Below are 12,733 nucleotides of genomic sequence, written 5' to 3'. Positions count from 1 at the left end.
CATCCTGCACAAGATCCACGCGCTGCCGCAGGCCGACGTCGCGCAGCGCATGGGCATCGGCCTGAAGGCGGTGGAGCGTCACCTGCGGCTGGCCATGGCCGATTGCCGCCAGCAGGGCACGCTGCAATGAGCGATGCACCTGCACCACCGCCGCCACCCGAAGTCCCCAGCACCGACCAGATCCTGGACCAGCATCGGGACGCCCTGAAGCAACGCTTTCCGCTGCCCGACCCGGAAACGCTGCGCCGCCGGGGTGGCGGCGCGAAGCGGGTACTGCCCGTGTTGCTGGTGCTGGCCGGCGCCGTACTCGTGGCCGACCCGGCCTGGCAGGTCCGCGATTACCAGACCGGCGTGGGCGAACGCCGTGAACTCGTCCTGGCCGACGGCAGTCGGGTACAGCTGGATGCAGGCACCCGCGTGCAGGTGCGCCGCCATCTGCGCTCCCGGCAGGTGCTGCTGGAACAAGGGCGGGCACGCTTCGAGGTGCAGCACTCGGCCTGGCGACGCTTCGGGGTGGATGCCGGCCCGGTCCACGTGCGCAATTACGGCACGGTGTTCGACGTCGACCGCCAGGGGGAACTGAGCGAAGTGACACTGTGGCGCGGCGAGGTCGGCGTGCGCGTCGACGAGGGCGGCAGCGAACAGCGGCTGAAGCCAGGGCAGCGCCTGCTGGCCCAGCGCGGTTCGCTGTCACCTCCGGAAGCCATCGATCCAGAGCAGGCGGACTGGACCACCGGACGCCTGCAGTTCGACCGCATGCCACTGAGCGAGGTCCTGCGCATCCTGCAGCGCTATCACGACCGTCCCATCGTGCTGGACGACCCAGCGCTGGGGCCCCTGCAGGTGTCGGGCGTCTTCGATGCCGACCGCGCCGAGACCGTACTCGCGCTGCTGCCCGAGATCCTGCCGGTGCAGGTGCATGCCGGCACCGATGGCAGCCTGCATCTGCGCGCCCGCGATTGAATGCCACACCGAGGGTGGGTTGCGCGCCGTCCCATCCGGCAAGTGCTTGAACCCTTCCGAAGGACCCCCGCATGACCCGCCCTGTTCCGCCTGCCGCTCTGCGCCGGCTGGCCCCCACCCTGCTCGCTGCCTGCCTGTGTGCGGCCCTGCCCGCCACGGCGCAGACCGCTGCGTCAGCGCCCATCGAGCTGCACCTGCCGGCAGGCCCGTTGCAGGCTTCGCTCAACTCGCTGGCGCGGCAGAGTGGCATCCAGCTGTTGTTCGCCGCCGACAGCGTGAGCGGCCGCAGCGCCCCGGCTGTTGATGGCCGCTACACCCCGCGTGAGGCCCTGCAGCGGCTGCTGGCCGGGCAAGGCCTGGCGATGCAGGAACGTTCGCCGGGTGTGTTCGTGGTGAGTGCCGCGCCAGCGCCGGCGAAGCCGCGCACCCCGGCCCGGGCCGCATCATCGGCGCCGTCATCCGCCACGACGACGTCGCTGGCCCGCGTTACGGTCTCGGCCTCGACCGCGCGCATGCCGCAGGGCGAGACCGCCATGCCCAATACCATCACGGTGCTGACCCGCGAGGACATCGCCCAGCAGCTGGCGCTGGGTTCGGATGTGTCGCGGGTGCTGTCGTCACAGATCCCGGCATTTGCCCCGGCGCGCGAAAAGATGTCCAACTACGGCGAAACCCTGCGTGGCCGCGGCATCCTGTACATGGTCGACGGCGTGCCGCAGTCCACGCCGCTGCGCGATGGCTCGCGTGATTCGCACACCATCGACCCGGCGATGATCGAACGCATCGAGGTCATCCACGGCGCCAACGCGCTGCAGGGCATCGGCGGCACCGGCGGCATCGTCAACATCATCACCCGCAGTGCGCCCAGTGAGCCGGGCGCGTTCCTGCTCGACACCAACGTCAGCTACAGCGCTGCCCTGCCCAGCCGCCACGACGACAATGGCCAGCGCGGCTCGGCCCTGGTGGGCGTGCGCGGCGAGCAGTTCGACCTGGTGGCTGGCCTGGCCTATGAGAAGCAGGGCCTGTACCACGACGGCGAGGGCCGATCGATCGGCACCAACGCGCAGGGCGAGCTGATGGACTCGACCTCATCGAACGTGTTCGCCAAGCTGGGCTGGAACATTGCCGAGGGCCATCGCCTGCAGGTCATGGCCAACCGCTACGAACTGCGCGGGATGGACAACTACCTGGCCATCAACGGTGACTATCGGACCGGTCGCCCGACCATTTCGGTCCCCGGCGATACGCCACTCGATCCGCCGATGAACCGCTCGCGTTCGCTGACGGTGGACTACAGCGCCGCCGACCTGCTCGGTGGCTGTTTTCAGGCGCAGGCCTTCGCGGTGGATTTCGAAGGCCGCTACGGTGCCAGCCAGTGGGACCCGTGGGGCAACACCGGCGCCAACGCCGCCTGGGACCAGACCCAGAACGAATCGGACAAGCGCGGCTTCAAGCTGACCCAGAGCTGGACCCGCGTCGCCGACACCACGCTGGACGTGACCCTGGGCCTGGACGGCCTGCGCGACCGCACCCACCAGGTGCTGCTGGCCAGTGGCATGAACTGGGTGCCGCAGACCACCTACCAGAGCCTGTCACCGCTGCTGCAGCTGCACTGGTGGCCGACCGATCACCTGATGCTGTCCGGCGGCCTGCGTTACGAGAAGGGCGAGCTGGACGTGGGTGACTACACCACCCTGCCCCGCTACGGCGCTCGCAAGGTGGCTGGCGGCAAGCCGACCATGAGCGAGACCCTGCCCAACTTCGGCGCGGTCTGGTACATCAACGATCGCCTCAACGCCTACGCCTCGTATTCGGAAGGCTACACCGTGGCCGACGTCGGCCGCGTGCTGCGCGCGATCAACCGCGACGGACAACGCGTGGACAGCCTCATCGACCTGTCACCGGTAGTGTCGGACAACCGCGAGATTGGCCTGGAGTACGACGATGGCCGCTTCAGCGGCGACATCGCCTACTACACCTCCGAATCCAAGCTCGGCTCGGTACTGATCTACGATCCGGGCATCGATGCCTATGCGGTGCAGCGCCAGGCCACCCGCGTGGAAGGCTTTGAAAGCAACCTGCGCCTGCGGTTGGGCGACAGCCGGCTTGGCCTGGGCTATGCGCGCGCCAACGGCCGCTACGACGCCGACGTCGACGGTCGTCTCGACAGCGACCTCGCCGGCGTGAACATCGCACCGAACCGGCTGACCGCGTTCTGGGAACAGAGCTGGACGCCGCAGCTCAGCACGCGCCTGCAGGCCAGCCATGCCTTCGACCGTGATTTCGACCTGCGTGGCGCGCAGGTGGCGGAGTTCAAGGGTTACACCACTCTGGATCTGGTCGCGCGCTATACGCTGGACAAGCACGCCTTCACGCTGGGCGTGCAGAACCTGGCGGACAAGCAGTACATCAGCTACTACTCGCAGACCACGCCGTCGAATCCGAGCTATTTCTCCGGCCGCGGCCGGGTGCTGACGCTGGGGTGGCAGTACCGGTACTGATCCATGGCGCCCTTATGGGAGCCATGAAATCTACGCGAGACGCGATGAAGGGGGCCCATGCTAGTTTCTGGGCCTCCTTCAAACGGACGTGAACCATGCGTTGTTCCCTGCTCGCCTTCGCCCTGACCGCTGCTGTTCCGGTCGCGCACGCCAGTGCCGCCGACGCACCACTGCCGCAGCTGCGGGCCTACACCGTGGACACCTCCTGGCTGCAGCCGATGGCACCGCTGCAGATCGCCGACCAGACCTGGCAGATCGGTACCGAAAACCTGACCGCGCTGCTGGTGCAGACCGCCGAGGGCGCAGTGCTGCTGGACGGCGGCATGCCACAGATGGCCGGCCACCTGCTGGACAACATGAAGGTGCGCGGCGTGGCCCCGCAGGACCTGCGACTGATCCTGCTCAGCCATGCGCATGCCGACCACGCCGGCCCGGTGGCCGAGCTCAAGCGTCGCACCGGCGCGCACGTTGTGGCCAATGCCGAATCAGCGGTGCTGCTGGCGCGCGGCGGCAGCAACGACCTGCACTTTGGCGAGGGCATCACCTATCCGCCCACCAGCGCCGACCGCATCATCATGGATGGCGAAGTGGTCACGGTGGGCGGCATCGCATTCACCGCGCACTTCATGCCGGGGCACACCCCGGGCAGCACCGCCTGGACCTGGACCGATACGCGCGACGGCAAGCCGGTGCGCATCGCCTACGCCGACAGCCTGAGCGCGCCGGGTTACCAGCTGAAGGGCAATCCCCGTTATCCGCGACTGATCGAGGACTACAAGCGCAGCTTCGCAACGGTGCGGGCGCTGCCCTGCGATCTGCTGCTCACCCCGCATCCGGGTGCCAGCAACTGGAACTATGCCGCCGGCAGCAAGGCCAGCGCCAACGCACTGACGTGCAAGGCCTACGCGGATGGGGCCGAGAAGAAATTCGACGCGCAGCTGGCCAATGAATCCGCGGCACACCGCTGATCCTGTAGAGCCGAGCCCACGCTCGGCTTGCCGGAAGAAAACAGCCGAGCGTGGGCTCGGCTCTACACAGGACACGTGGGAAGGTGCCGGTCAGGGCGACCGGCACCTGCGACCATCAGCCACCCTGCCCGTGCTGGGCAAACGGCTCGGTGCTGCCGTCGGTGCGCACCAGCTCGACAGTGTACGGCTGCACGTAGCCGTCGGGCATTTCCATGCCCGGCGAACCGGCCGGCATTCCGGGCAGCACAAGCCCGCGCACCGCCGGTCGCTCGGCCAGCAGTCGCTTGATGTCCTCGGCCGGGATGTGGCCTTCAACCACGTAACCACCGATCTCGGCGGTGTGGCAGGACGCCTTGCCGACCGGTACACCCAGGCGGACCTTGATCGGGTTCATGTCGTCGGTGTCGCGCACATCCACCTGGAAGCCTTCGGCCTTCAGGTGATCGACCCAGATGCCGCAGCAGCCACAGCTGGCAGTCTTGTGCACGATGGCGATGGGCAGTGCAGGATCCACCTGCGACGGACCGGCCATGATCGGTGCCGCAGGGGCTTCGCTGGCAACCGGCGTGGCGGCGGATTCTTCAGCGGCACGCGCGCAGGCGGTGGTGGCCAGCGCGGTGCCCAGCAGAAGGCCGAGGGAGAGAGAACGGTTCATGGTGTTGATTCCTTTGCAGATGCGGGCAACGCGGCCCGCTGCCTGCGCATCGAAGGCACAGGCAGAGTCGAGAATGAGTCGAGCAGCTATGGCAGGCACTTGAGGCCTGCAGGGAATCACACGATGGGAGGCCGTAATGGGTCCGGCAACGGCGGCGGTGCGCGTTGCTGGGCGCTGGCTGGCAAAGGCGCCTCACGCCATGGCAAGGCGGGCGTTCCGCTCAGGGAGGCCAGCATGCCGAGGCTGGCCGGCGGGCATTCGCACTCATTGCTCTGGCAGACCGTTGATGCTGCATCGTCGCAGCATCCGGCCATGGCCGCCGAATGCGGTGCAGCGCAATGGTCCTGGCTGGCCGGGCCGCTGTACGAAGACGCGGCGAGCGCCAGCGCCGGTGCATTCAGCACCAGGGCGACAAGCAACATCCATCGCAGCAGCAGGCCAGACAGGTTCACACGCCGATGATAGCCGATGCGCGCGCTAAGCAATGGCCGCGGCCATCGCCTGCACCCGCACCGGAATCGACTTGGCGGCGGGCGTGCCGCTGATGCGGTCGTAGTAGTCCAGCGGCAACAACGGGTTCAGCTCCGGGTAGTAACCGGCCAGCGCGCCGCGCGGCATCGGGTAGTCCAGCACGGTCAGGCCCTCGATGCGCCGCTGCACGCCATCGCCGCTGATCGTCTCCAGGCTGACCAGCGCCTCCTTCTGCAGTCCGCGCGCCAGCCGGTCCTCGATGTTCATGAACAGCACCATGCGATCGTTGTACACGCCGCGATAGCGGTCGTTGTAGCTGTAGATGGTGGTGTTGTACTGATCGTGCGAGCGTACCGTGGCCAACCGCAACATGTCCGGATCGTGCACCGGATCGTCCACGTCCAGGCCGGGCATCACCAGGATGTTGGCCTTGCCATTCGGCGTGGGCCAGACGCGGCGGCGCGGCGGAATGTCCAGATGGAAGCCGTGTGGCTGCTGGATGCGCTCGTTGAAGCCGGTGTAGATCTCCGGGTACACCGCAGCGATCAGATCGCGGATGGGCGCATAGTCGTGCAAGCAGCGCGCCCAATCGACCTTGCTGTCCGGCAGTGCGGCCATCGCCATGCGGCAGACGATCTCGACCTCGGGCAGCACCTCGGTGCTGACCGGTTCGAGCACGCCGCGCGAGGCGGTCACGTTCGACATCGCGTCTTCGATGGTGACGAACTGCTCGCCGGCCGGCGTGACGATGCGCTCCGAGCGCGCCACCACCGGCAGGATCAGCGCATCGCGGCCATGAACCAGATGACCGCGGTTGAGCTTGGTGGCGATGCCCACGGTCAGGTCCAGCCCACGCATCGCTTCATACGCGCGAGGCGTATCGGGCACCGCATGGATGAAGTTGCCACCCAGGCCGATGAACACCTTGGCGCTGCCGTCCAGCATCGCCTCGATGGATTCGACCACATGATGGCCATGCTCACGCGGCGGATCGAAGCCGAACACCTGCTGCACGCGGTCCAGATAGGCCGGCTTGGGCTTCTCGTCGATGCCGACGGTGCGGTCGCCCTGCACATTGGAATGCCCACGGATCGGCCCGATGCCCGCACCGGGCTTGCCGAAGTTGCCGCGCAGCATCAGCAGGTTGGCGACCTGCTGCAGCAGGCGCGAGCCATACTGGTGCTGGGTCAGCCCCATGCCGTAGCAGATCACGGTGGCCTTGGAGCGGATGTAGATCTCCGCACAGCGTCGGATCTGCGCCTGCGAAATGCCGGACACCTGCACGATCTCGTCCCACCCCTGCGCCATCACGTCTTCGCGCAGCGCCTCCAGCCCCACAGTGTGTTCTGACAGGAAATCATGGTCGAGCACGCGCTCGCCCTGCGCCTCGCGCTCGAACATCACCTTCATCATGCCTTTGATCAGAGCCAGGTCGCCGCCGATACGGATGTGCACGAACTCGCTGGTGATCTCGGTGGAACCGAACGTGGCCATCTGCACCACGTCCTGCGGCTCGGCAAAGCGGATCAGGGCGCGCTCGGGCATCGGATTGACCGCCACGATCGGGATGCCGCGTTTGCGCGCCTCGACCAGGTTGCTCATCATCCGCGGTGAATTGGTGCCGGTGTTCTGGCCGATCACGAAGATCGCCTCGGCGTGCTCGAAATCCTGCAGCACGATCGTGCCCTTGCCCACCCCGATGGCCGGCGGCAGGCCGCGGCTGGTCGGCTCGTGGCACATGTTCGAGCAGTCCGGGAAGTTGTTGGTACCGAACTCGCGCACAAAGATCGAATACAGGAACGCCGCTTCATTGGGCGTGCGCCCGGAGGTATAGAACTCGGCCTGGTGCGGGCTGTCCAGCGCCTGCAGGTGGCGGCCGATCAGCGCGAAGGCATCATCCCAGCTGCACGGCACGTAGTGGTCGGTGGCTGCGTCGTAGCGCATCGGCTCGGTCAGCCGGCCCTGCATCTCCAGCCAGTAGTCGGTCTGCGCCATCAGTTCGGTGACGGTGTACTGGGCGAACAGCTCGCGACCGGCGCGGAACTGGGTGGCCTCCCAGGCCAGCGCCTTCGCGCCGTTCTCGCAGAACTCCAGCTTTTTGCGTTCGTCGGCGTCGGGGAACGCGCAGCTGGGGCACTTGAAGCCACCCGGCTGGTTCATCGCCAGCAACGCCTTCGAGCCTTTGCCGATCACGCTTTGCTGCAGCAGCACCTTGGCCGTGGCACCGGCGGCACCCCAGCCACCGGCCGGCTGGTTGTACGGCTTGTAACGCGGTGGCTTCTGCTCGGACATGTTCGGGAACCTGGCGGGAGGAACGCAGCAACAATGGGCACAACGCGGTCCGGCGGTGCTTTCCAACGCACGGCCAGCCCCACAGTCAAACACGGCCTGCACGGCTTCGCCAGTGGGTGCACGCTGTTTTCAGCGCAGCCTGCCATGACAACGGTTACACCCGCGTCAGCGCATGGCCACTGCGCTATTCTCGACGCCGTGGGTGATCCACCACCTGCGTATCTCCTTAGTCCGGACGCGCTGCATGCCTGATTCGACCCCACCGCACACCCCGCCTGCCGGCACGGCCCTGCGCCCGTTGCAGCGCTGGCGCAGCGAGGGGCAACAGCCGCTGGTAGACGTGGTGGCTGAGGAAGTGCCGGTGGCGCTGCGTTACAACGGCGCCGCCTTCGCGGTGATGATGGCCACACCCTGCGACCTGGAGGACTTTGCGCTGGGCTTCTCGCTCAGCGAGGGATTGATCGCTACGCCTGCCCAATTGCTGGCCATCGAGGTACGACCGCAACTGGAAGGCATCGAGCTGCAGATGACCGTGACCGAGGATGCACCCGGTGCCGACCTGGATCCGGCCAACGGGCGCCTGCTGCCCGGCCGCGGTGGCTGCGGCCTGTGCGGCACGCGCCAGCTGGAGGAAGTGCTGCGGCCGCTGCCTGAGGTGCGCGAACGGCGAACCTACCCGCCAGCAGCCCTGCAACGGGCGCTGGCCACGCTGGTGCAGCATCAGCCGATGAATGCGGTGAGCGGTTCGACCCATGCCGCGGCCTGGGCCGACGCCAGCGGTCGCATCGGCTGGGTGCGCGAAGACGTCGGTCGCCACAACGCGCTGGACAAGCTGATCGGCGCCCTGCATCACAACGAACACACGATCGAGGGGGGGCTGCTGGTGATTTCCAGCCGCGCCAGCTACGAAATGGTCAGCAAAGCCGTACGGGCCGGCGTCAGCGTACTGGCTGCTGTCTCGGCACCGACCGCGCTGGCGATCGACCTTGCCCGTAGTGCAGGCCTGTGCCTGGTCGGGTTCGCGCGGGAGCGCGGATTCAACGTGTATACCCATCCCGAGCGGCTGCAGGCGAACGATAACCGGGACGACTGAGAACGACCGGGAGCACGACGCCCCCGGTCTGGCACAGCTCAGCGCAGCGCCACCTTCGGGAAGTCCACCGGCACGTCGAACGCTACGTTGACGTAGTTCGTGAACAGGTTGAGCGCTACGTGGGCGAGGATCTCAACGATCTGCTCATCGTCGAAGCCGGCCGCACGCAGCGCCTGCACATCGCCATCGGTGACCTGCGCACGCTGCTCGACTACCTTCAGCGCGAAGTCCAGGGCAGCGGCGGTAGCCGGGTCACTGGACTGACCGATCTGTGCAGCGGCCATCTGCTCGCTGCTGGCACCCGCCTTGCGGCCCAGCGCGGTGTGTGCGGCCAGGCAATACTCGCAGGCATTGCGGTTGGCGATGGCCACGGCGATCTGCTCGCCCAGCAGCGGCGACAGGCGACCGCCGCCCAGCGCGCCGAACGAACCCCACATGCTCTGCAGGGCGGCTGGCGAGTTGGCCACGGCGCGGAACATGGCCGGGGTGGCGCCGAAGGCAGCGTGGACCTGACCCAGCAGGGCCTCGCGGTCGGCGGTGGTGTTGGCGGCATCGAGCAGGGGGACACGGGACATGGTGGATCTCCTTGGGAAAGCGCCCGGGATTGGACGACCCGCTCATCCTAGGTAGACTCGCTGGACGCTTCAGGCGCAATCAGCCACACATGTTGTCCATTCATCCATGAGCACGCCCACCGACACCTCCCCACCCGACCGTCTCTCCTCCCTGCTGGAACGCTTCCGGGTGCAGGCCGCGCTGTTCCACAGCGGTCCGCTGTGCGGGCGCCATGTCTTCGAGCCGCAGCCCGGTCGTGCCTTCCTGCACATCCTGCGCCAGGGTGAAATGGAGGTCCGTCATCCCGACGGCGATATCGCGCTGCCCCGGTTGAAGATCGACACACCCAGCCTGCTGCTGTATCCGCAACCGCTGCACCATGTGTTCTTCAATGCACCGCTGGAAGGCCCGGATTTCACCTGCGCCACGCTGGATTTCGATGGCGGCGCGCGTAATCCGATCGTGCAGTCGCTGCCGCCGGTGATGGTGGTGCCACTGGCCGCGATCGGCGAACTGGATGACACCCTGCACCTGCTGTTCGCCGAGGCCGATCGCCAGCGCTGTGGTTCACGGCTGCTGACCAACCGCCTGTTCGAGGTCGCGCTGATCCAGATCCTGCGCTGGGTGGTGGACCACCCGGATGCGGCCGGCGTCAGCCATGGGCTGATGCGGGGGCTGTCCGATGTACGGCTGGCACGCACACTGGTGGCGATGCACCAGGCGCCACAGGACGAATGGACGCTGCCGCGCATGGCCGCGACGGCCAGCATGTCGCGCAGCGCGTTCGCGGCCGTGTTCAAGGACGTGATGCAGGCAACGCCGGCCAGTTATCTGCTGGACTGGCGGCTGAGCCTGGCCTGCGCGCAATTGAGGGCCGGCGTGGCGGTCAAGCAGGTGGCGATCGAGGTGGGCTTTGCCGATACCGCGTCGCTGTCGAAAGCGTTCCGCAAACGGTTGGGGGCCTCGCCGAGGGCGTGGTTGGCCGCGAGCGCAGCGCCGGCTGGGTAAATAAATAGGTAACGGGTAGAGTCGACCGCGGGTCAGCTATCGCGCGAAGCGCGGGGGTTTCGTTGCCTGACCGGAGAGCAGTCGAGCATGGCTCGACGCTACAAGTGCGGTGCCCCATCAGACTTCGCCAGCAGCCCGGCGATGCGCTCGGCAACCTGGGCACGTACGCCTTCGTCCAGCTGCCCTTCGTACATCGCCTCGTAGATCCACAGGCCATCGGCGGCCAGCCGCGCCACGAAATTGTCGAGCGCTGCGCTGTCTTCCGCTGTACCCGCCTCCGGCGGCAGCGGTGCCCAGCGACGCACCGCCGGTCCCCACGGGCGCTCTTCGGCGTCCGGGTCGGCCGATTCGAGCATGAACATCAGCTCGGCACGGGTGGCGCTCTGGGCCGACACGCGCACGAAGGTCTGGTAACGCTCCAACGCAGTGGCCTGCTCGGCGGTCTTGCCCAGCAACGCTTCCATCGACGTCTCCCAGGCCTGTACCAGGTGTTCGTCGATCCCCCGCAGCAGCGCCTCGCGGGACGGGAAGTGATACAGCAGGCCACCGCGTGTCAGCTGGGCCTCGGCCGCCACCGACTCAAAGGTCACCGCGCGCACGCCGTCACGATTGATCACGTTGACGGCGGCGTCGAGGATGCGATCGCGCTTGCTGGTTCTCATCGCTTCATTTTACGCGATCGGCCGCGCCCTCGCGGCTGCCGACGCGGCCGCGCAGCAGGCGCGCGATGATCGCCGCACCCAGCGCCAGCACCGCCATGATCACCAGCAGCACGATCTGGTAGCCACGGTCATACGCGGCCGCAGCCAGTGCGAACCACTCGCCCTGCCCGCTCTCGCGCGCGGCATGCAGCGCCTGGGTGAAACCCTCGCGGGCAAGCGCGGGCATATCGGCCGAGACTGGCAGGAACGCGCTGTACATTGCGGCACTCAAGCTGCCCAGCATCGCCACCGCCAGCAGGCCACCGAACTCATAGGACACTTCTTCCACCGACGAGGCCATGCCCGCACGGTGCGCCGGCACGTTGTTGAGGATGGCGGTGGACGCCACCGAGATGGCCGAACCCATACCAAAGCCGGTGATGGCCATGCCAGCCACCACCCAACCAAGGCCGTGCAGGAAGCCGAACGCCACCACGCCGACGCCCAGCGCACCTGCGGCCAGGCCACCACAGATCAGCGGGCGCAGGCCAACCCGGTGCAGGATGCTGCCGCCGAGCAGCGCACTGGGCAGGCTGCCCAGTGCCGCCACCGACACCAGCAGGCCCGCCTGCAGCGGCGTGAAACCTGCCACCAGCTGGAAGCGCTGCGTGGTGACCAGTTGCAGGCCGGCCATCGCGAACAGGGTGAACACCGCCGACAGCGTGCCGGCCAGGAACGCCGGATTACGGAAGATCGCAAAGTCCAGCAGCGGGTACGGCAGCTGCTGCTGGCGGCGCGCGAACGCCGCACCGCTGATGACGGCCAACACCAGCGCGGCTGCGCCCAGCGCATATGAGGGCGGCGTGGCGATCAGCGACTTGATCGCCAGCACCAGGCCGGACAGTGCAGCCAATGCCAGCACTGACGACACCAGGTCCCATGGCCGCGAGGTGTCGCGCTGTCCTTCCGGCGCCAGCAGCAGCGTGGCCACGAACGCGACCACCACCACCGGCACGTTGATCAGGAACACCGAGCCCCACCAGAAGTGCTGCAGCAGCCAGCCGCCAATGATCGGGCCGAGCGCCGCACCGACGATGGCGACCGACCCCCAGATCGCGATGGCGATGTTGCGTTCGCGTTCTTCGTGGAAGCTCAGTCCGATCAACGCCAACGTGGCCGGCATCATCGCTGCGGCACCGATCGCCAGGAATGCACGCGCGGCAATCAGCTGCGTTGCGGTGTCAGCGAACGCCGCTGCCAGCGAGGCGACGCCGAACACCACCAGGCCGATCAGGAACATGCGCCGGTGACCGATGCGGTCGCCCAGCGTGCCCGCACCCAGCAGCAGGCCGGCCATCACCAGCGGATAGGCGTTGATGATCCACAGCGCCTGGCCGGCACTGGCCGAGAGTTCCTCGGTCAGGGTGGGCAGCGCGGTGTAGAGCACGGAGTTGTCGAGCGTGACCAGCAGCAGGCCAGCGGCGACGGTGAACAACAGTGCCCAGCGACGGGCACGCGACAGGGCCGGCGCACCGGCCAAGGGCTGGGACAAAGCCATGGGAGAACCTGATCGGGGGTGGAATACG

Annotated in this window: 11 protein-coding genes; 6 read left to right on the top strand and 5 right to left on the bottom strand. The window is 67.5% G+C overall.

The genetic code is table 11. The features are described 5' to 3' along the window. From ARC63_RS05935 to blaL1, 4 genes are all read left to right on the top strand, one after another. Window positions 1-130 (top strand): sigma factor-like helix-turn-helix DNA-binding protein (locus ARC63_RS05935; RefSeq protein WP_338141130.1); only part of this gene is annotated, 130 nt, incomplete at its 5' end. After that, a complete protein-coding gene (locus ARC63_RS05930; protein WP_010485457.1) occupies window positions 127-963 on the top strand; it encodes a FecR family protein in 837 nt (278 codons plus the stop codon). The genes ARC63_RS05935 and ARC63_RS05930, both read left to right, overlap by 4 nt. Before the next feature lie 71 nt (window positions 964-1,034). Continuing rightward, window positions 1,035-3,464, top strand: a complete 2,430-nt coding sequence (locus ARC63_RS05925) for a TonB-dependent receptor (RefSeq protein ID WP_057502805.1) — start codon at window positions 1,035-1,037, stop codon at window positions 3,462-3,464. 95 nt (window positions 3,465-3,559) lie between these two features. Next, window positions 3,560-4,432: a L1 family subclass B3 metallo-beta-lactamase gene (blaL1, locus tag ARC63_RS05920; protein WP_057502804.1), complete on the top strand. Its 873-nt coding sequence runs from the start codon at window positions 3,560-3,562 to the stop codon at window positions 4,430-4,432. Between the two features lie 115 nt (window positions 4,433-4,547). On the opposite strand, the gene ARC63_RS05915 is transcribed toward blaL1, so the two are convergent. After that, complete coding sequence (locus ARC63_RS05915; RefSeq protein ID WP_082587818.1) at window positions 4,548-5,087, bottom strand: DUF411 domain-containing protein; 540 nt, start codon at window positions 5,085-5,087, stop codon at window positions 4,548-4,550. A gap of 477 nt (window positions 5,088-5,564) precedes the next feature. Next, window positions 5,565-7,850 (bottom strand): FdhF/YdeP family oxidoreductase, encoded by a 2,286-nt coding sequence (locus ARC63_RS05910; RefSeq protein WP_057502803.1) that lies wholly within the window; start codon window positions 7,848-7,850, stop codon window positions 5,565-5,567. A gap of 244 nt (window positions 7,851-8,094) precedes the next feature. On the opposite strand from ARC63_RS05910, the gene fdhD reads away from it, so the two are divergent. Further along, entirely contained in the window at window positions 8,095-8,943 is an 849-nt protein-coding gene (gene fdhD, locus ARC63_RS05905) for a formate dehydrogenase accessory sulfurtransferase FdhD (protein ID WP_057502802.1), read from the top strand. A 38-nt stretch (window positions 8,944-8,981) separates the two neighbouring features. Here fdhD and ARC63_RS05900 read toward each other — a convergent pair whose 3' ends face one another. Further along, window positions 8,982-9,518 (bottom strand): carboxymuconolactone decarboxylase family protein, encoded by a 537-nt coding sequence (locus ARC63_RS05900; RefSeq protein ID WP_057502801.1) that lies wholly within the window; start codon window positions 9,516-9,518, stop codon window positions 8,982-8,984. A gap of 106 nt (window positions 9,519-9,624) precedes the next feature. On the opposite strand from ARC63_RS05900, the gene ARC63_RS05895 reads away from it, so the two are divergent. Beyond that, on the top strand, window positions 9,625-10,506 hold the full coding sequence (locus ARC63_RS05895; RefSeq protein WP_057502800.1) for an AraC family transcriptional regulator: 882 nt from the start codon (window positions 9,625-9,627) through the stop codon (window positions 10,504-10,506). 98 nt (window positions 10,507-10,604) lie between these two features. Here ARC63_RS05895 and ARC63_RS05890 read toward each other — a convergent pair whose 3' ends face one another. Then, entirely contained in the window at window positions 10,605-11,168 is a 564-nt protein-coding gene (locus tag ARC63_RS05890; RefSeq protein ID WP_057502799.1) for a TetR/AcrR family transcriptional regulator, read from the bottom strand. A gap of 4 nt (window positions 11,169-11,172) precedes the next feature. Then, entirely contained in the window at window positions 11,173-12,705 is a 1,533-nt protein-coding gene (locus ARC63_RS05885) for an MFS transporter (RefSeq protein WP_053443116.1), read from the bottom strand. Window positions 12,706-12,733 lie beyond the last annotated feature (28 nt).

This window comes from Stenotrophomonas geniculata ATCC 19374 = JCM 13324, assembly GCF_001431625.1.
Lineage (GTDB): Bacteria > Pseudomonadota > Gammaproteobacteria > Xanthomonadales > Xanthomonadaceae > Stenotrophomonas > Stenotrophomonas geniculata.
This window is presented reverse-complemented; position numbering and strand designations above follow the sequence as displayed.